This window comes from uncultured Dietzia sp. (genome assembly GCF_937873725.1).
GTDB lineage: Bacteria > Actinomycetota > Actinomycetes > Mycobacteriales > Mycobacteriaceae > Dietzia.
On the sequence record NZ_CALMYY010000112.1, the window covers coordinates 34,260 to 53,570 of the forward strand.

Annotated in this window: 18 protein-coding genes; 11 read left to right on the top strand and 7 right to left on the bottom strand. The window is 69.7% G+C overall.

Features of this window, described 5'->3' with window-relative positions; translation table 11 throughout:
• Nucleotides 1-58: 58 nt before the first annotated feature.
• Nucleotides 59-1,057: a Mu transposase domain-containing protein gene (locus Q0444_RS12165; RefSeq protein ID WP_299023352.1), complete on the top strand. Its 999-nt coding sequence runs from the start codon at nucleotides 59-61 to the stop codon at nucleotides 1,055-1,057.
• Entirely contained in the window at nucleotides 1,054-1,860 is an 807-nt protein-coding gene (gene istB / locus Q0444_RS12170) for an IS21-like element helper ATPase IstB (protein ID WP_299023353.1), read from the top strand. The genes Q0444_RS12165 and istB overlap by 4 nt, the downstream gene beginning before the upstream one ends.
• Before the next feature lie 208 nt (nucleotides 1,861-2,068).
• Here the strand turns inward: istB and mgtA are convergent, their stop codons facing one another.
• Nucleotides 2,069-4,810, bottom strand: a complete 2,742-nt coding sequence (gene mgtA / locus Q0444_RS12175; RefSeq protein ID WP_291084999.1) for a magnesium-translocating P-type ATPase — start codon at nucleotides 4,808-4,810, stop codon at nucleotides 2,069-2,071.
• A gap of 151 nt (nucleotides 4,811-4,961) precedes the next feature.
• On the opposite strand from mgtA, the gene Q0444_RS12180 reads away from it, so the two are divergent.
• The gene (locus Q0444_RS12180) at nucleotides 4,962-5,669 is read left to right on the top strand and encodes a type 1 glutamine amidotransferase domain-containing protein (protein WP_299023354.1); all 708 of its coding nucleotides are present in this window, start codon (nucleotides 4,962-4,964) and stop codon (nucleotides 5,667-5,669) included.
• Nucleotides 5,670-5,736: 67 nt separating this feature from the next.
• Here Q0444_RS12180 and Q0444_RS12185 read toward each other — a convergent pair whose 3' ends face one another.
• Nucleotides 5,737-6,507, bottom strand: coding sequence for a thioesterase family protein (locus tag Q0444_RS12185; protein ID WP_291084993.1), 771 nt, complete (start codon nucleotides 6,505-6,507; stop codon nucleotides 5,737-5,739).
• Nucleotides 6,508-6,572: 65 nt separating this feature from the next.
• Here Q0444_RS12185 and Q0444_RS12190 point away from each other — a divergent pair, with 65 nt between their 5' ends.
• Nucleotides 6,573-7,052 (top strand): MaoC family dehydratase, encoded by a 480-nt coding sequence (locus tag Q0444_RS12190; RefSeq protein ID WP_291084990.1) that lies wholly within the window; start codon nucleotides 6,573-6,575, stop codon nucleotides 7,050-7,052.
• 5 nt (nucleotides 7,053-7,057) lie between these two features.
• Here the strand turns inward: Q0444_RS12190 and Q0444_RS12195 are convergent, their stop codons facing one another.
• Nucleotides 7,058-7,537 carry a nitroreductase family deazaflavin-dependent oxidoreductase gene (locus Q0444_RS12195; RefSeq protein WP_291084987.1) on the bottom strand — a complete coding sequence of 160 codons (480 nt, stop codon included), beginning with the start codon at nucleotides 7,535-7,537 and terminating at the stop codon, nucleotides 7,058-7,060.
• 48 nt (nucleotides 7,538-7,585) lie between these two features.
• Entirely contained in the window at nucleotides 7,586-8,941 is a 1,356-nt protein-coding gene (locus tag Q0444_RS12200) for a class I SAM-dependent methyltransferase (protein WP_299023355.1), read from the bottom strand.
• Between the two features lie 225 nt (nucleotides 8,942-9,166).
• On the opposite strand from Q0444_RS12200, the gene Q0444_RS12205 reads away from it, so the two are divergent.
• Entirely contained in the window at nucleotides 9,167-10,594 is a 1,428-nt protein-coding gene (locus Q0444_RS12205) for an NAD(P)/FAD-dependent oxidoreductase (protein ID WP_291084980.1), read from the top strand.
• Between the two features lie 73 nt (nucleotides 10,595-10,667).
• On the opposite strand, the gene Q0444_RS12210 is transcribed toward Q0444_RS12205, so the two are convergent.
• Together Q0444_RS12210 and Q0444_RS12215 are read right to left on the bottom strand one after the other, a co-directional pair.
• Entirely contained in the window at nucleotides 10,668-11,105 is a 438-nt protein-coding gene (locus Q0444_RS12210) for a PaaI family thioesterase (RefSeq protein WP_291084977.1), read from the bottom strand.
• Nucleotides 11,106-11,195: 90 nt separating this feature from the next.
• The gene (locus Q0444_RS12215; protein ID WP_291084974.1) at nucleotides 11,196-11,960 is read right to left on the bottom strand and encodes a hypothetical protein; all 765 of its coding nucleotides are present in this window, start codon (nucleotides 11,958-11,960) and stop codon (nucleotides 11,196-11,198) included.
• 298 nt (nucleotides 11,961-12,258) lie between these two features.
• Here Q0444_RS12215 and gndA point away from each other — a divergent pair, with 298 nt between their 5' ends.
• The 3 genes from gndA (at nucleotide 12,259) to Q0444_RS12230 (ending at nucleotide 15,961) form a co-directional block, all read left to right on the top strand.
• Entirely contained in the window at nucleotides 12,259-13,731 is a 1,473-nt protein-coding gene (gene gndA, locus Q0444_RS12220; protein WP_299023356.1) for an NADP-dependent phosphogluconate dehydrogenase, read from the top strand.
• A gap of 104 nt (nucleotides 13,732-13,835) precedes the next feature.
• Nucleotides 13,836-15,032 (top strand): DEAD/DEAH box helicase, encoded by a 1,197-nt coding sequence (locus Q0444_RS12225; RefSeq protein ID WP_299023380.1) that lies wholly within the window; start codon nucleotides 13,836-13,838, stop codon nucleotides 15,030-15,032.
• On the top strand, nucleotides 15,029-15,961 hold the full coding sequence (locus Q0444_RS12230) for a hypothetical protein (RefSeq protein ID WP_299023357.1): 933 nt from the start codon (nucleotides 15,029-15,031) through the stop codon (nucleotides 15,959-15,961). Before Q0444_RS12225 ends, Q0444_RS12230 begins: the two co-directional genes overlap by 4 nt.
• 7 nt (nucleotides 15,962-15,968) lie before the next feature.
• On the opposite strand, the gene Q0444_RS12235 is transcribed toward Q0444_RS12230, so the two are convergent.
• On the bottom strand, nucleotides 15,969-16,904 hold the full coding sequence (locus tag Q0444_RS12235) for a hydrogen peroxide-inducible genes activator (protein ID WP_291084963.1): 936 nt from the start codon (nucleotides 16,902-16,904) through the stop codon (nucleotides 15,969-15,971).
• A gap of 151 nt (nucleotides 16,905-17,055) precedes the next feature.
• Here Q0444_RS12235 and Q0444_RS12240 point away from each other — a divergent pair, with 151 nt between their 5' ends.
• The 3 genes from Q0444_RS12240 (at nucleotide 17,056) to Q0444_RS12250 (ending at nucleotide 19,224) form a co-directional block, all read left to right on the top strand.
• Entirely contained in the window at nucleotides 17,056-17,652 is a 597-nt protein-coding gene (locus Q0444_RS12240) for a peroxiredoxin (protein WP_291084960.1), read from the top strand.
• Nucleotides 17,649-18,173 (top strand): carboxymuconolactone decarboxylase family protein, encoded by a 525-nt coding sequence (locus Q0444_RS12245; RefSeq protein WP_291084957.1) that lies wholly within the window; start codon nucleotides 17,649-17,651, stop codon nucleotides 18,171-18,173. The genes Q0444_RS12240 and Q0444_RS12245 overlap by 4 nt, the downstream gene beginning before the upstream one ends.
• A gap of 178 nt (nucleotides 18,174-18,351) precedes the next feature.
• Nucleotides 18,352-19,224, top strand: coding sequence for a hypothetical protein (locus tag Q0444_RS12250; RefSeq protein ID WP_299023358.1), 873 nt, complete (start codon nucleotides 18,352-18,354; stop codon nucleotides 19,222-19,224).
• The last annotated feature ends 87 nt before the right edge of the window (nucleotides 19,225-19,311 follow it).

Consider the following 19,311-nt stretch of genomic DNA (forward strand, 5'->3'; position numbering starts at 1 on the left):
ATCGTTCTTCGACGGCCACGTCCGGGCGTTCGCCGCCTTCGGCGGGGTACCTGTCGGCATGATCCGCTACGACAACCTCAAACCGGCGGTGACCAGGGTCGCGCTTGGCCGGGACCGGTTCGAACACCCCCGTTTCGTGGCGTTGCGTTCGCACTACGGGTTCGATTCGTTCTACTGCCTGCCCGGCAAGGACGGCGCTCACGAGAAGGGCGGGGTGGAGGGCGAGATCGGCCGGTTTAGGCGCCGGCACCTGACCCCGGTACCGAAAGTGGGCTCCCTGGCCGAACTCAACGAGCTCATCGCCGCCGGCGATGCCCGCGATGATGCCCGCCGTATCGGCGCCCGCGCCGAGACCGTCGGCGCCGCCGCGGCCCGAGAACTACCGTTGCTGCGGCCGCTACCGGACGAGGACTTCGATGTGGCCGCCGTCCTGTCGTGCCGCGTCGATGCCAAAGCGCGGGTGTGCGTGCGCCAGTCCTACTACTCGGTGCCCGCACGCCACGTCGGGCGTCGTCTCGAGGTCCGTCTGGGCGCCACGAGCATCCGCGTGCTCGACCCGGCCGCGCACGGCAAGGTCCTCGCCGAGCACACCCGCTCACTGCACAAGGGCACCGAGGACCTGGTCCTGGACCACTACCTGGAGGTGCTGGTGCGCAAACCCGGCGCCCTGGCCGGGTCGACCGCCCTGGCCAGCGCTAAAGCGTCGGGGGTGTTCACCTCTTGCCATCAGCGGTTCTGGACCGCCGCCCGCACCGCGTTGGGCGATGGCGCGGGCACCCGCGCCCTGATCGGGGTCCTGCTGTTGCATCGCACCATGACCCCATCTGCGGTGGCCGCCGGGATGGCCGCCGCCATCGCCGACGGGGTGTTCGATGCCGACCTGGTCGCCGTGCACGCCCGCAGCGCCACCTGCGGGCGGGCCGCCACCCCGCCGATCACGTTGCCGGCCACGGCCGCCCCGTCGGCCGCCGACCACAGGCCCGCCCCGTCACTGGCCGGCTACGACCAGCTCCTGACCACCACCAACCAGCGCCCGCTTGAGGAGGCCATCGCATGAGCGCCAAGAACCCGCCGGCGATGACGGCGCTGACCGACGCGGCCGCCGAAGCCGCCATCGGTGCCGCCGCCAAGACCCTGTGCCTACCCACCATCCGCGACCAGGCCATACCCATGGCCGAAGCGGCCGCCAAACAGCGCCTGACCCACAAAGCGTTCCTGGCCGAGATGCTCTCGGCCGAGTGCGACGAACGCGATGCCCGCCGACGAATGCGCCGAGTCAACGAGGCCAAATTTCCCCGCACCAAACGGCTCGCCGACTTCGATCCCGCACGGCTTCCCGACCTACCACCAGCGACCCTGGCGCACCTGGCCGGCGGGGCGTGGATCGACGCCGGGGAGCCACTGGTCCTGCTCGGCGACTCCGGCACCGGCAAGACGCACCTGCTCATCGCGTTGGGCACCGCGGCGGCCGAGCAGGGTCGACGAGTCCGGTACGTCACCACCGCGGCCCTGGTCAACGAGCTGGTCGAAGCCGCCGACGACAAGCAACTGTCCCGCGTGGTCGGCCGGTATGCCCGCCTGGATCTGCTGTGCCTCGACGAAGTCGGCTACGTCCACCTCGATCCACGCGGCGCCGAACTGCTGTTCCAGATCATCACCGCACGAGAGGAACGGGCCTCGATCGCGTGCGCCTCCAACGCGCCGTTCAGCGAATGGGGCACCACCTTCACCGACCCCCGACTGGCCGCAGCCGTGGTCGACCGGCTGACCTACAACGCCCACATCATCCAGACCGGCACCGCCTCCTACCGCCTGGCCGCCACCGCAGCCCACCACCGAAAGGAGCCCGCGACCACCTGACACGCCCGGGCCGCCGACCACCGGCGCGCCCACCCCTCACCCATCACGAGGGTGGGGCCAAATCAAAACAGCACAGCGGGGCCAAATGGGCTTGTCATTCTCAAAAGAGGCATCTACCCGTGGCAGGTGGCACTGGCTGCCAGCTATCAGACCGCCGCGCCGATAATGTTCGATTATGTAAAGTAAGCGGCACCGGCCCCCGGAACCGCTACGCGGCGGCCTCACCCGGTCCGTTCCCCCCGGAGTCCGGAGACCGCCGACGACCATACGACACCCGGGCCGGGGCGCCCCGTTGGGCGGCGAAGCCGGTGGCCCGCCTGTGCACGCCGATCGCGGGGTGCGGATGGGTGCGACGACGCTGAGGCAGCGCGGCGGAACGCTCGGCCTCGACCCGGAAGAAGACGCTCTTCACGGTCTCGATCAGCGCCAGGTAGAGCACGGCCATGGCCGCCAGCGCCGCATAGAACGGGGCCGGCAATGCCACGAACCCGAGCAGAGCGCCGACCGCGGTGAACGGCAGCACCACGCCCACGGCGACAACCGTCAGGACCGCCCCCGTCAGGGCCCAGGAAGGCCGACTGCGGAGGAACGGGACCTGTCGGGTGCGGATCGCGAAGACGATCAGGGTCTGGGTCGCCAGAGACTCCACGAACCAGCCCGTGCGGAACTCCTCCGGACCAGCATTGAGAACGCCCAACAGGAGGGCGAAGGTGGCGAAGTCGAACATCGAGGAGACCGGGCCGAAGACCAGCATGAACCGGCGGATCTGTCCCAGATCCCAGTGCGAGGGTTTGCGCAACTGCTCCTCGTCGACTCGATCGGTGGGAATGGCCAGCTGAGAGCAGTCGTAGAGGACGTTGTTGAGCAGGATCTGCTGGGGCAGCATCGGCAGGAACGCCAGGAACGCGCTCGCCGCGGCGGCGGAGAACATGTTCCCGAAGTTGGACGAGGTCCCCATGAGGACGTACTTGATGGTGTTGGCGAAGATCCGCCGACCGCCCACCACCCCCCGCGCCAGGGTGCCGAGGTCTTTGTGGAGCATGATCACGTCGGCGGCATCCTTGGCCACGTCGGTGCCGGTGTCCACCGAGATCCCCACATCGGCCTCATGCAGGGCCAGGGCGTCGTTGACCCCGTCGCCGAGGTAGCCGACGGCGTGCCGGGCGCGCAGGAGACGGATGATCCGGGCCTTCTGCTCCGGGGACACCCGGGCGAAGACGATCGTCGTGGCCGCGACGGTGGCCAGGGCCTCGTCGTCGAGGGCGTCGACCTGGTGCCCGGTCAGGGCCGGGACCATGCCGGCGTCATCGGTGAGCCCGAGGTCCCGGCACACCTTGATCGCGACGACCGCGTTGTCACCGGTGGTGACCTTCACCCCGATCCCGAGCTGCGCCAGGGCCCGGAGCGCGTCGGCGGCGTCGGACTTGGGGCGATCGAGAAAGCACAGGAAGCCGGCCAGACGGAACCCGGACGGAGGCCTCGACGCCAGTTCGGTCTCGCCGTCCGCTCGACGCACAGCCACCGCCACCACCCGCAGCCCCTGCTCGAACAGCGCGTCCAGCGCATCCCGCCCCTCGCCCTCGTTCGGGGAGCACCGGGAGGTCACCACTTCGGGAGCCCCCTTGAGGGTCTCCCATCGATGACCGTCCGGCAGATCCAGGAGCACCGAGGAGGTCAGGGAGTCATGGTCGAAGGGACGGTAGGCAACCCTCCGGATTCCCGCCACGTCGACCTGGCCCGGAGCTCCCGGCCCCGCGGCCTGCCACAGCGCCGCGTCCAGTGCGTTCTGCCCCGCCCCGGCGCCCCCGACGGCAGGATCAGCCTCGCAGCACAGCAGGCCCCACCTCAGCGTGTCCGCCCGGTCCTGTCCGGCGGGCACCGCCTCGAGGAAGGTGATACTCCCCTCGGTCAGCGTGCCCGTCTTGTCCGTGACCAGCACGTCCATGTTGCCCAGATCCTCGATGCTCGTCAATCGCTTGACCAGCACCTTCTCTCTCGCCAGCAGCCGTGATCCAGCCGCCAGGGAGGTACTCACCACCGCCGGCAACAGCTGCGGGGTGATGCCGACCGCGATCGCCAGCGAGAACAGCAGCGCATCGAGGAATGGGCGACGCAACAGCAGGTTGATCACCAGGATCCCCACCATGAGCGCCACGCCGATCCACAGCAGCATCATCGAGAACCGCGTCAGCCCCATCTCGAAACCCGTGCGCGGTGCCCGCTCCCCCAGCCCCTGTGCGATCCTGCCGAACTGGGCGTCCGCGCCGGTCGCGACCACCACGGCGAGGGCGTCCCCGTGGCGAACCACCGTGCCCATCAGCAGGCACGACCCCAGGTCCGCCAGTGCGGCCCCCGGTTCCACCGGTGCCGGCGACTTGGCCACCGGCACCGACTCCCCGGTCAGCACCGCTTCATCGGCCTCGAGCTCGTTGCACTCCACCACCCGGAGATCGGCAGGCACGATCGATCCCAGACCGACGCGCACGAGGTCTCCGACCACCAGGTCCTTGACGTCCACGGAACGATCCCGTCCGCCCCGGACCACCACCACACTGTGGCTGACCTGCCGGTGCAGGTCCTGGGCGGTGCGTTCGGCCCGGTACTCGTTGACGAACCCCAGCCCGGTACTGGCCGTCATGATCGCCCCGATGATCAGCGCGTTGACCTGATCCCCGGTGGCGAAGGACAGGCCCGCCGCGATGAGCAAGAGCAGCAACACGGGATTGGCGAACTGCCGCAGGAGCACACTCCACCCGGTCGACCGGTGCCCGGGCAGCTCATTGGGGCCATCGGCCGCCAGACGCTCAGCCGCCCGCTCCTCGGCCAGACCGGAGCCCGACACCCCGAGCGCGCTCAGCACGTCCGGTGCCGGTAGGACTGCGGCCTGCTCCAGGGTCAGGTGACGTGCCTTCGCCTCGGTTCCCGACCCGCCCCCGTACTGTCGCGCCACGGAACTGAGTTTGTCACCGGCAGGCGTCTTTGCCTAGACCGCCGGCGAACCCGGGTCGACGATGCCCGAGTCACCCGGACGCACGCGACGCGGTATCCGGCGGTGTCCCCGACCAGTTGCGCTCCGCCCCGACCGCCGTAGGGTCGCCATCATGACCACTGTCCTCATGATCCTGTCCGCCGCCGACCACTGGACCCTGGCGGACGGCACGACGCATCCCACCGGGTTCTGGGCGGAGGAGTTCGTCACGCCCTACGAGGCGTTCACGGGGGAGGGCTGGTCCGTCACCCTCGCCACCCCCGGCGGCCGCGCGCCCACGTTCGACCGGGCCAGCCTCGCCGAGGGCGCCGGCGATCCGGAGACCCTCGAGAAGCTCAAGGCCTCCCTCGAGCGCCTCACGCCGGTTCTCGACTCCCCCGCCGACCTCGCCGCCGTCGACCACACCGATTTCGACCTGGTCTTCTACCCGGGCGGCCACGGTCCGCTCGAGGACCTCGCCGTGGACCGGACCTCCGGGGCGATCCTTGCCGAGCGGGTCACCGCCGGCACGCCCCTGGCGCTGCTGTGCCACGCGCCCGCCGCACTCCTGGCCGCCTCCGACGATCCGGCGTCCTCGCCGTTCGCCGGCTACCGGGTGACCGGATTCTCGAACATCGAGGAAGAGCAGGTGGGCCTGGCGGAGAAGGCTCCCTGGCTGCTCGAGGCCAAGCTCAAGGAGCTCGGAGCGGATTTCTCCGCGGCCGCCGATCCCTGGGACTCGCACGTCGTGGTGGACCGCAACCTCTACACGGGCCAGAACCCGAACTCCTCCGCCGAGCTCGCCGAGCGGCTCGTCGCCGACCTCGGCCACCCAGCGTAAGGCCCTCTCGAGGACTGGGTATTCCCCCTCGCCACCCCGGCCGGCCGCGCTCGCCCGTCCGGTATCCCTACGGTCGGACCGTCAAGGACTGCGCGACGGTCCCCAGCGGACCGTCCTCGTCGTGGATCACGCTGGCGGTCAGACCCAGACCGCCGGGACCGAACGTGACGCGGGTGTCGAACCCCAGCCACTCCCCCTGCGGCGGCCGCACCAGGTGCGCGGTGAGGTCGATGTTCGGGAAGTGCACCCGGTCGGGATCCGCGCGCACGGCCATCCCGTTGGCGATGTCGAAGAGCCCGGCCATCCGCGCGAGGGTGCTCACCTCCTCGTCGTCGGCGAGCAGCGGCACCTCCGTGCGCACCCAGTACCTCGACCGGCCGGGCCCCGCCGAGGCCCGCCGGACCTGCGCGGATGCCAGGTACCCGCCCCGCCAGAGGGTCGTGGGATCCCAGGGATCCATGGCGGCAGGCGGCGGGATCGGATCGAACCCGTCCCCCGCGAGGCCGGTGGTGTCGCGCGGCTGCTGCAACCACGCGCGCAGGCGAATCCCCGCCCGGTCGCCGTGGCCGTAGGTGACCTCCACCAGTTCGATGGTCCGGCCGGGGCGGATCACCTCGACCCTCACGTCCACGACGTCCATGGGGACCACGCCCAGCAGCTCGTACGACAGGCGCGAGAGGACCATCGGATCCTCGCGGCGGCCGGCGCAGTCGGACTCGACGGCGTGGACGAGCAGGCCGAGCGCGGGGCCGATGTGCTGCATCGAGGAGTCCCAGGCCCCGCTGACGTGATCCGTCGGGCGGAACGTCCCCGGACCCAGTCGCTCGAAGTACGCCATCCGCGGTCTCCAGTCGGTGAGTGATGATTAACTGGGAGGGTACACACCGGCACCCGGGAGGCACCATGGACGACACGACATCCGACGAGTTCGCGACCCCGATCGACGACAGGTACCTCGACGACTACACGGAGGGCGCGACCTACCGGTTCGGCGAGGAGTCGGTCGACGCCGAGGAGATCGTGGAGTTCGCCCGTCGGTACGACCCGCAGAGCATCCACACCGATCCCGAGGCGGCTGCCGAGGGCCCGTTCGGGGGGCTCATCGCGAGCGGCTGGCAGACGGCCGCCCTCATGATGCGCCTGTTCGCCGACAACTACCTCACCAGCGTCGCGAGCCTGGCCTCCCCCGGGATCGACGAACTCCGCTGGGTCCGGCCGCTGCGCCCGGGCGACCGGCTCACCCTGGTCTGCGAGACGACCGGTGTCCGCCCCTCGAGGAGCAAGCCCGACCGCGGGGTACTCACCACGGATGTCACCCTGCTGAACCAGGACGGGGACCCGGTCCTCACCGCGACCGCCCTGAACATGGTCGCCCGCCGCTGAGGAGGTCAGAGCCTCGGGGTGAGGTGGAAGATCGGCAACAGTCTGTCGGTACGTCCCGCATAGATCTCGTAGTTGGGCCACACCCGCACGGCTGCGGCCCACGCCGAGTCCCGCTCGTCCCGCGGGACCTCTCGTACGTCCACGACGAGTCGAGCGCCGTAGACCGACATCTCGACCTCGCCCTCCCCCGCCGCGCGGAGGTTGTGGACCCAGGCCGGCGTCTTCTCGCCACCCCAGTTGGAGCCGATGATCACGAGGCCGTTGCGCCAGGAGGCGCACAGGAGCGGGGTGCTGCGCAGGGCGCCACTCCTGCGCCCGGGCACGTGGAGCGTGAGGGTCGGCAGGCCCGCCACCCGCAGAAGGGGGATCCGGCCGCGAGTCACCCGCGACATCCACGTGTCGACCGTCACCACGAGATGCGAGTTCTCCCGCGTCGCGTCCTGACGCCCGAACCAGATCGCGAGCGGGGTGAGAATGTTGCCCATGCACGCACTCTAGGATGTCGCCGGCTCGCCGCGGCGGGCGAGGGTCCGCTACGCGGTGACGAGCACCTGTACCGACTCGACCCAACCCCGGCGGAGTCCCGCCTCCACGGCCGCGAGGTGGAACGCCCACATCCGGCGGTAGACCGCATCGAATCCGAGGGCGGCCGCATCGCGCCCACGGAGCGCGAACGTCTCGGACCACAACCGGACCGTCTCCGCGTGGTGTGCCGTCGACTCGACCCGGCCACGCAGCCGCAGGCGCGACGCACGGTCGACCTCGGCCACCAGGTCCGACCAGGAGCCCGCCGGACCCCCCTCCCACACCCAGCGCCCCCCCCCCGGGCCCACCCGGGCGCCGGGCCCCCCCCCCCCCGCCTCGTGCCGCGCCCCCCCCCCCGCGGCCTCGCCGACCGCCGGCCCGGGCCGCTCCGGCGCCACGACCCCCGCCATCACGAGCCGACCACCGGGGGCGAGGAGACGGTCGGCGACCTGCACGACCTCCGCGTACCCCGCGAGCCCCGAGGTGACTCCCGGCTCCACCGCCAGCATGGCGTCGACGACCCCACCGGAGTCCGCGGGAGTTCCCAGGAAGAGCGCGATCTCGTCGTCGAGTCCCGCGGCGGAGAACCTCGAACCCAACGTCGACAACCGCTCCGTCGAGGCCGTCATGGTCCGGACGTGTGCGCCCCGCTCGGCGGCCCGCATGGGCAACTCACCCCAGCCCGGCGTCGCGACGAGGGTTCGAGATCCCTCCCCGACCCCGGCCAGCGCGAGGAGCGTGTCCGCAGCCCGTCGCTGCGCGTCCCCGAGATCACCCCGCCCGGGCGGGGTCGAGGGGGCCTCGAGGTGGACGACATCGGTTCCGTCACCCGCCCGCACGCGTGTCCGCGCCCCCGACGCGAAGACCGCGCCCGAGGTGGACATCGTCTCGTCCGTGTAGAGCGAGGTGAGAGCTCCCGGGACGGAGTCCTCCAGGGCGGCGGGCGCCGGCCCCCCGCGTCGCCGACCGGTGCCGGTGGTCCCGCGGCCCTCTCGCCCGAACGCGCGCTCGCCCGGGTGGGCGCAGTCGGCGTTCGTCGAGATCCACGGACCGAGGGTTCCGATGGCCGATCCGAGGTCGGGGGTCGTCCACTCGCCGGCCATGAACGATTCGCCCAGTCCCAGCACCCCGGAGGAGGCGAGCCTGGCCCAGAAGCGCTCCGGATCGCCCAGGACGATGCGGACGGGGGCGTCATAATCCCCGGCCGCGGACGAATCCGGGTAGTCGATCCTCAGTCCGAGCTCCCGGGCCGACCTGCGCAGCGCCCGGGCGACCTCCACCGCGGCCTGGCCCCCGATCCCCTCCGGTTCCGCCAGGCCGGGCCAACGGTCGAGGTCGACGGTCTGGGGTTCGAGTCTGACCACCGGTTCCTCCTCTGGGGCGTGTCGTGAGGTGGACGGTACCGCCGTCCGTCGCACGGGCTCGTCAGGCGCGTCGGGGGGACCCCGCGCCGCAGCGGACCCGCTCCGTGTGCACGCGCCGCGGCAGACCACTATCCTGGGTGTCCGTGCCCGCGCGCGATCCGCCCGGGCTCTGACCGATGAGCCACCGTGCCCGTCTCACCAGACACACCCCCACCAGGAGCCTCCATGACCGAGCCCGCACACGACCAGGTCAACGCCACTGCATCGACCGGCCGGCGGCACCGAGTCGTCATCATCGGGTCCGGCTTCGGCGGGCTCTTCGCCGCCCAGCAGCTGGAGAAGGCGGACGTTGACGTGACCTTGGTCGCCAAGACCGGTCATCACCTCTTCCAGCCACTCCTGTACCAGGTCGCGACCGGCATCCTCTCGGTAGGGGAGATCGCCCCACCGACGCGGCTCATCCTCCGTGATCAGAAAAACGCCACCTGCATCCTCGGCGATGTCGACAAGATCGACGTGGCCTCGAAGACCGTGTACGCGTCCGCCGGCCACATCCGCTTCGACGTCGAGTACGACAGCTTGATCGTCGCCGCCGGCGCCACCCAGTCGTACTTCGGCAACGATCACTTCGAGCGCTGGGCCCCCGGCATGAAGACCGTCGACGACGCCCTGGAGCTGCGTAGCCGGATCCTCGGCTGCTTCGAGCAGGCCGAGGTCACCGAGGACGACGAGGAGCGGCGCCGACTGCTCACGTTTATCATCGTGGGTGCGGGCCCGACCGGTGTCGAGATGGCGGGCCAGGTCGCCGAGTTGGCGCAGCACACCCTCAAGAACAGCTTCCGACGGATCGATCCGGCCTCGGCCCGCGTGATTCTCCTCGACGCGGCTCCCGCGGTGCTCCCGCCGTTCGGCAACAAGCTCGGCAACGCCGCGCGGGCCCGGCTGGAGAAGATGGGCGTGGAGATCCAGCTCAACGCGATGGTCACGAACGTCGACGGTCTGGGGATCGAGGTGAAGGATCCGGACGGCTCGGTCCGCCGGATCGATGCCACCTGCAAGATCTGGTCCGCTGGCGTGCAGGCCAGCACCCTCGGCAGGATGCTCGCCGACCAGACCGACGCCGAGGTCGACCGCGCCGGGCGGGTCCTGGTGCAGAAGGACCTCTCGATACCCGGACACCCCGAGATCTTTGTCGTGGGCGACATGATGAGCCTCGACAACCTGCCCGGCGTCGCCCAGGTCGCGATCCAGGGCGGCAAATACGCGGCCAAGCAGATCATCGCCGAGGTGGAGAAGGGCAGGACCCCCGCCGAGCGGGTGCCGTTCAAGTACTTCGACAAGGGCTCCATGGCCACCGTCTCCCGGTACAGCGCGGTCGTCAAGGTGGGCAAGCTCGAGATCTCCGGCTTCATCGCCTGGGTCATGTGGCTGGTGGTCCACCTCGCGTATCTCATCGGCTTCAAGAATCGCCTCACCACGATGTTCTCCTGGGGGATGCACATGGGCGGCGACCACCGCTCGCAATTGACCTCGACTCAACAGTGGGTCTACGGACGGCAGGCCATCGAACGGGTGGCAGCCCACGAAGCCGCGCAATCGGCGGAGCAGTCCTTGGCCGAGGCGAAGGAAGCGGCGTCGGCCACACGTGACTGACACGCGCACATGACACGCGACGGCGCCCGGCGGGAGTTCCCGCCGGGCGCCGATCGTCGCGCGTCGCGAGCGTTCAGCTCTCGCGGGCCGCAGGCGGCTCCAGGTTGGCCAGCCTGACCTGGCCCACTGCGGCGGTCCTGCCGGAATCGTCGGTGATCTCGACCCGCCAGAGCTGCTGCGAACGACCGCGGTGGACGGGGAGGCCGGTCGCGGTGAGTGTGCCCTCGGTGACGGCGCGGAGGAAGTCGGTGGAGTTGTTGACCCCCACGACGCGCCCCTCACCCCCGAGCCACACCGAGCCCGCCACGCTGGCGACCTGCTCGACGATCGCGCAGTAGACGCCCCCGTGAACGATTCCGTGCGGTTGATGCAGGTGCGGCCCCACCTCGACCGAGGCGACGACCCTGTCGGGAGTGATGTCCACGTACTCGATCCCGATCACACCACCGAAACCTATTCCTGACGTGGGTCGGAGCTTCTCGAGCAGCTCGTTGGGCGTCGCGTCGGACATCGGACCTCATCTCTCCCGACCCGGACCGTCCGGGCGAGTCGAGATCCGACGCTACCCCTCGCGACGCCAGAGTCGACGACGGTCCCCTGGTCAGCGGACCGAGCGCCACCCGCGGTCACGAACCGGGATGGGTCCTGAGCCGGGCGTGCGCGGGAGCGCGCTGCGCCTCCGGACCGCCAGACCCGAGTCGTGGAGCGCCTGGAGGACCAACTGCCCACGGCGATAGCCTGTCTCGGTACTGGTTCCGGCGAACGTCGGAACGATCGTCGCTGCACCCAGGACACACTCCCCGACCACCGACCACAAGGTCTCGACGCTGCAGCTGCTCACCTCGGCCAGCCCGTCGAAGACCGGGGCAAGCGTCGACCGCGAACGGCAGGCGAGCCAGTGCGCCAGGGCCTGCTCGCAGGGCAGGACCACGGTCCCGGGCGAGCCCGCCGACGGATCGTCCGGCAACATCCGCAGCGAGGTGTCCCGGACACCCGCCCAGTCGAGCCCACCCTCGATGTCCGTCCGGACCGCCAGATTCTCGGCGCCCGTGTCCCAGACCCTGCCGATGGTGACGAAGCTCGCGACCGCCCGGCCGATCACCCCGTGAGCGAACGCGTCCGCGACGAGGTAGGTCGAGAACCGGATATCGCCGGACTCCGCGAAGTAGTCGCGGAACATCATCTCGACCCGGCCGCTGTCCACCGCGCGCTCGAGCGGAACCCACCGACGACGCGACTGGGCTCCCAGATCGGCGATCGAGTAGAACTTCGGATACCCCGGCCTCAACCCGCCGAGCACGTCCACAGTGTCATCGAAGACCGTGCGGGTGCCCATCATCTCTGTGGACAGTATGGAAATGGTCATGCTTGTACTCCCCCCGTTCGTGATTCCCCTCTTACCGAGCCGGTCGCCCCGCTGATCGCCTTCGCCCCCGGCACGCATCCCCTGCGTCGCGCCTGCTCCGGCCAACCGACTCCCTCATCAGTGATACAACACAACATCGCGTGTATCCAAGGAAAATCGGCCGATCTGCCAATCGGTGCACCCAGTGCACGACTGACCTGTCAGCAAGAACTCAGGGTCGGATGGGTGCCGCGCAGGCAACCGAACTCCCATCGATGCTGGTCCACAGCGTGGAGGAGCGTCGACTACCCTGAAGCCCATGAGTACTGAGCGCGAGGACGCGCAGCCGACCACGGGCACCACCGGCACCGCCGATATCGGAGTCACCGGACTGGCCGTGATGGGCTCCAACATCGCCCGTAATTTCGCCCGGCACGGATACACGGTCGCCGTGCACAACCGCTCCGCGGGCAAGATCGACTCCCTGCTCGCCGAGCACGGTGACGACGGGGACTTCCTCCGTACGGAGACGATCGAGGAATTCGCGGCGGCCCTGCGATCCCCGCGCCGGGCACTCGTCATGGTCCAGGCCGGCGCTCCGACCGACGCCGTGATCGACGCCCTCGCGGACGCCTTCGATGAGGGCGACATCATCATCGACGGTGGAAACTCCCTCTACACCGACACGATCCGCCGCGAGAAGGCGATGGCCGAGCGCGGAATCCGCTTCATCGGCGCGGGCATCTCCGGGGGCGAAGAGGGCGCTCTGGAGGGTCCGTCCATCATGCCCGGCGGCCCGGCGTCCAGCTACGAGGTGGTCGGTCCGCTCCTCGAGGACATCTCGGCCAAGGTCGACGGGATCGCGTGCTGCACCCACATCGGCGAGGACGGGTCCGGCCACTTCGTCAAGATGGTGCACAACGGGATCGAATATTCCGACATGCAGCTCATCGGGGAGGCATACCACCTCCTCCGGGGCGTGGCCGGGATCGAACCGGCGGCGATGGCCGGCGTCTTCCGCGAGTGGAACACCGGCGAGCTCGACTCCTATCTCATCGAGATCACCGCGGAGGTACTCGACCAGGTGGACGCCGAGACCGGCTCTCCCCTGGTCGACATGATCGTGGATCGCGCGGGCCAGAAGGGCACCGGCCGGTGGACGGTCAAGTCCGCCCTCGACCTCGGGGTGCCGGTCACCGGCATCGCGGAGGCGGTCTTCGCGCGCGCGCTGTCGAGTTCGGTGCCGCAACGCGAAGCCGGGCGGACCCTGCCGTCGGGAGTGGTGTCGATCCCTCCCGAGACCGGACCGGGGTTCATCGACGACGTCCGCCGCGCGCTCTACGCGTCGAAGATCATCGCCTACGCGCAGGGGTTCGACCAGATCACCGCCGCCAGCACGGAGTACGGCTGGGACGTCGCACGAGGCGATCTGGCCACCATCTGGCGCGGGGGCTGCATCATCCGCGCCACCTTCCTCGACCGGATCCGGGAGGCGTACGCGGAGAACGCTCAGCTGCCGACGCTCCTCGCCGCTCCGTACTTCGCCGAGGCGCTGGCCGACTGCGTCGACAGCTGGCGCCGGGTCGTCACCACGGCCGTCTCCGCCGGCATCCCGGCACCCGGCTTCGCCGCGGCGCTCGCCTACTACGACGGGCTCCGGACGGAACGCCTCCCGGCCGCGCTCATCCAGGGGCAGCGCGATTTCTTCGGGGCGCACACCTACCTTCGGACCGATCGAGAGGGCAGCTTCCACACTCTGTGGAGCGGCGACCGTACTGAGGTCCGGGCCTGACCGGGTCGGCCCCCGGGGATCTGGGCCACCTCCTCACCGAACTCGGCGTCGCGGTCCCGATACGGCACGCGGTCTCCACCGTCGTCGACGGTCCCGCGAGTGCCATCCAGTCGGCCGCGCTCGCAGACGCGGTCGCCGGCCGAGATCTCCTGGCCGTGGCTCCGACGGGGTCGGGGAAGACACTCGTGTTCGCCGTCGCGGTGGTGCACCGGCTCTCCGGCTCCCCGAGCGTCCCCGGGCGGCCTCGGGCGATCGTCGTCGCACCCACCCGTGAGCTCGCCGTGCAGAACGCGGAGGTGCTCGCGGAGGTCGGAGCGGGAGCCGGGCTCCGCGTGGCGACGTTCGTCGGCGGCCAGCCGATCGCAAAGGACCGCCGGACCGTCGTCGCGCCCGTCGACGTGGCCGTGGGCACCCCCGGCCGGCTCGTGGATCTGATCCGCACCGGGACCGTCTCCACGGCGGACGTCCGGGTCATCGTGCTCGACGAGGCGGACCACCTGCTGGGCCTGTCCTTCGGGGAGCAGACCGCCATCCTCCTCGACGGCTGTCGTGAGGCCGTCCTCCTGTCGACCACGGCGACAGCCGACACCGAGGTCGAGGACCAGCTCCGGGCCCGTCGGCGCGGCCTGCGCATCCACCGGGTCGACGCCCCCGTCGACACGGCGTCGGCACCCTCCTCCGCCGCGGCGGAGGCCCCACGCCGCCTCATCGTGGTGTCCACGCCGGATCCCGAGAGTGTCGCGATCACCCTCGCTGCTCGCTGCCGCCGGGCACTGTTCTTCGTGTCACGACGCGACGCCGTGGAGCCGCTACGCTCCGCGATCGCGGCGACGGGCGTCACGGCGGCCGGGGTGGCGGGGTCGGCGTCCCCCACCCGGCGCGCAGGCGCCTTCGCCGACCTCGCCTCGGGGACCGTGCGCGTACTGGTGACCACGGACCTCGCCGGCCGTGGCCTCGATCTGGACGGTGTCGGCCACGTCATCCACGTCGGGCCCCCCCATTCGATCCAGGACCTGGTCCACCGGTCGGGCCGGACCGGTCGTGGAGACTCCGCCGCCGGGGTGGTGGCCGCCATCGTCCGTCCATCCGAGGTCGCCCGGATCAGCGCCCAGGCTCGCGAGGTCGGAATGGCCGTCGAACTGGTGGCCCCGGACGGCGGTGTCGCCTCGACCTCGCTGACCGCGCTCTTCGGTCCCGAGATCGCCCCGCCGATGAGGCGGAGGGACCCCGCCCCGCCCTCGCGATCCCGACGCCCGTCTCAGTCCCGCGTGCACCGGCCCAAGAAGAAGCGTCGATCGTGAGCCCCGTGGACGGCCGCACCACCGTGGTCGTCGTTCCCGAGCAGTTCTGGAAGGAGCGGGAGCGTCGGCACGCCACCGCGGTCGACGGGATGACGCGGGATCACCTCGAGCGTCGACGACGCGGAGAGTCCCACCCCGTCGTGGATTTCCTCTTCACCTACTACCGCACGAGCGTGGCCACGGCGCGCCGGTGGCATCCCGGGCCCGGGATGCTCCTCGAGAACGCCCACCTGACCGACCGGGCCGAGTGGCGACACTACGAGCGGGACTCCCATCGAGGCAGGACGGGACTGGTCGTGGACCCCTCTTCCGTCCTCTCCCGCTGCGGAGCCAGGATCGATCGGGACCGCCGGATCGTCGAGGCCACCGCAGCACGATCCGGCTACACCGGGTGCTTCGGTCTCCACGAGTGGGCCATGGTGTACGGCGCGAACGATGTCGACCACCGTCACGGGCGGGTTCCGCTGCGACTGCCCCACCGGACCGTCGACACGGTGGTCCGCGCCTCCAGGCTCCAGTGCACCCACTTCGACGCGTACCGGTTCTTCACCGATGCCGCGGTACCCCTCAATCAGGCATCCCTCACCAGAGAGGGTCAGGTCCGGGACGAACAGCCCGGGTGTCTGCACGCCGGAATGGATCTGTACGCGCATGTCGCGGCCATGGAGGCCGGAGCCCCGGGCGAACTCCTGCTCGACACCCTGTCGGCGGCGTTCGACGCCCGCGAGGTGGATATGCGGGCGTCCCCCTACGATCTCTCCGCCTGGGGACTCGATCCGATCCCGGTCGACACCGCCGAGGGGCGTTCCGTCTTCGTCGCCTTCCAGCGTCGATGGATCCGACGTACCCAGTCCCTGAGGGCCAGGTATGTCGTCGCCGTCGATGCGCTTCAGACGCACGGCTCGCCTGGTCACCACCCCGCCGGCTGAGCGCGGGTCACACCGGCGTCGCGCCGAACAGTTCCTCCGCGACCTCCGTGACGATCCGGCCGAACTCGGCGTAGGCGTCCCCTCCCGCCGTCGCAGTCCGCAGCACCATGCCCATCGTCCGGCCGGGAGTCGGGGCGGAGAACCGCGCCACACCGATATCGGGATCCCTGGTCTCCGGCCGCACGGCGGACTCCGGGACGAGGGTCACGCCGAGGCCGCCCGCGACGCACCGCACGGCGGTCGCCAACGAGGCGGCGCGGGATTCGCTCCTGCCCAGGACGGGCGCCGACACGCTCCTGCACAGGTCCACGGCCTGATCGCGGAGACAGTGGCCCTCGTCGAGCAGCAACAGCGGGAGGTCGACCAGCGTCTCCAGGGGGAGGTCCACCCGGCCGGCGAGAGCGTGCCCCGCCGGGACGAGGAGCGCGAAGGGCTCGTTGTACAGGGGGGTGGAGTGGACACCGGCCGCGTTCGTCGGGACAGCCATGATCGCCAGGTCGATCGCCCCTGTACGCAACCCGTCCACCAGACGAGCCGTCTGGTCCTCGACTATCTGGGGCCGCAACGCGGGAAAGTGCCGGGACAGTGCGGGCAGGAGCCCGGGGAGCAGATAGGGAGCCGCCGTGGGAATCACGCCGATCCGGAGCGCTCCTGCCAGCGGTCCACCGCTTCCTGTGGCGACGTCCGCGACCGCATCCATCGCGGACACCGCGGCGCGCGCATAGGGCAGGAGTTGATGTCCGGCCGGCGTGACGAGGACGGTCCGGGTACTCCGCTCCACCAGGTGGAGGCCCAGCCCGTCCTCGAGGGTCGCCAGCGCCTGGGAGAGCGAGGGCTGACTCATGTGCAGCTCTTCGGCTGCGCTGCGGAAGTGGAGCCGCTCCGCCACGGCGAGGAACACCCTGAGCTGCGTGACGCTCGGAACGAACCTTTGATCGGCCATATCGATCAGTGTAGGCCCACTCATAGCCACTTGGCGATGATTATTAGTACACCTCTATGGGTGATCTATGCCTCATTAGGCTTTACCTGTCACTGAGGGTCGGGCATAGTCAGCCCCGACAGACCGACAGCCCCCTTCCTGAGGAGACCACATGGCAATCCTGACCATCGGTGACCAGTTCCCCGATTTCGAGCTCACCGCGCTCAAGGGGGGCGACCTCAAGGAGGTCAACGCCCAGCAGCCCGAGGACTACTTCGAGACCATCACCAACCAGTCCTACGCCGGCAAGTGGCGCGTGATCTTCTTCTACCCCAAGGACTTCACGTTCGTCTGCCCCACGGAGATCGCCGCGTTCGGCAAGCTCGACGAGGATTTCCAGGACCGCGACACGCAGATCCTCGGTGGGTCGATCGACAACGAGTTCGCCCACTTCAACTGGCGCGCCACCAACAACGAGCTCAAGTCCGTGCCGTTCCCCCTCCTGTCGGACATCAAGCACGAGCTCATCCGTGAGCTCGGTGTGGAGAACGCCGGGGGTGTGGCCGACCGCGCGACGTTCATCGTTGACCCGGACAACGTCATCCAGTTCGTCTCCGTGACCCCGGACGCCGTCGGTCGCAACGTCGACGAGGTCCTCCGCGTGCTCGACGCTCTCCAGTCGTCCGAGGTCTGCGCCTGCAACTGGCAGAAGAACGACCCGACCAAGAACATCGACAAGATGGACATGCTGCAGGAGGGCATCAAGTGAGCATTGAGAACCTGAAGTCCGGACTCCCCGAGTTCGCCAAGGATCTCAAGCTGAACCTCGGGTCGCTCGCGCGGTCCACCGAGCTGACGGAGCAACAGCTCTGGGGCACGTTCCTGGCGACCGCGGCCGCGACCCGGTCCGCGACCGTCCTGTCCGAAATCGCGGACGAGGCGCGTCAGCACCTGTCGGACGAGGCGTTCAACTCCGCCCTGGGCGCTGCGTCGGTCATGGCGATGAACAACGTGTCCTATCGCGCCAAGGAGTTCCTGGGCGAGGACTACACCCAGGTCCGGATGGGGCTGCGGATGAACATCATCGCCAACCCGGGCGTGGAGAAGGCCGACTTCGAACTGTGGTCGATGGCCGTGTCCACTATCAACGGGTGCGAGAACTGCACCGCCGCCCACGATGACGTCATCCGCAAGGAGGGCATCACCAAGGAGCAGGCCTGGGAGGCCGTGAAGATCGCGGCCACGATCTCCGGAGTCGCACAGGCCGTCGAGATCGACGCCAACATCTGACAACACCGCACCGCAGTCCGGCCGAGGGCCTCGTCGATACAGTCGACGGGGCCCTCGGCGTCCGTCCACCAGCCGCCTGCACGAATTGGCACTCCCAAATCCCGGCTCACAGGACTAGGTTCGTAGACACGCCGTGAAAAATTCTCTTCACGCCGAATAGTCGAGATCTGGAGATGCCATGACTACCGGAGGTACCCCATCGGGGGAAGGCTTCCCGAACGACCCATACGGCTCGGGCCCCGGGAACGAGCCCTACCCGCCTCAGGGTGGTGCGCAGCAGGGCTACGGGCAGCAGGGCTACGGGCAGCCGGCCTACGGGCAACAGGATTACGGGCAACAGGCCTACGGGCAGGGTTACGGCGACCCTGCCGGCGCAACCGCGTATCCCCCGCAGGGTCCCGGTGGCGTCGCCGTCGGGACCGGAAAGGTATCCGCCACGGACGCCCTCAGCACCGGATGGCAGCTCTTCAAGAACAACCCGTTGCCCTGGGTGCTCATCACTCTCGCGATGGCGGTCGCCAACGTCGTGGTGAGTTCGCTCTCGAACTCCAACTCGACCGGGGTGGCGACGCTCGCCAGCCTGCTGTCGATCGCCGTCAGCATCGTCTTCCAGGCCTTCGTCATCAGGGGCGCGCTACTCGAGGTGGACGGTCATAAGCCGGCGATCGGGGACTTCTTCAAGCTGACCAACTTCGGACCCTTCGTCATCGCGGCGATCCTGGTCTGGTTGGCGACGGTGGTCGGGTTCATCCTCCTCATCATCCCCGGGATCGTGATCGGGTTCCTCCTGTACTGGACCCTCCACTTCGTGGTGGATCGGAACATGGCTCCCGTCGACGCGATGAAGTCCAGCATCAACGCGATCAAGTCCGATGCCGGGAATCTGTTCGCGCTCGCCGTGCTCAACATCCTCGTGGTGATCGCCGGCTTCGTGGCGCTGTTCGTCGGACTCCTGGTCGCCATTCCGGTCGTCACGCTGGCCACGGTCGTCGCCTACCGCGCCATCACCGGCCCGAGCGACTTCTCACGCCTGGCCACCAGCGGAGTCTGACCGCCCTCCCCCGCACCCGACCTACGCGCTGAACGACGAGAGCCCCCGCCGGCCATCAGGCCGACGGGGGCTCTCGAGTCTCATCCC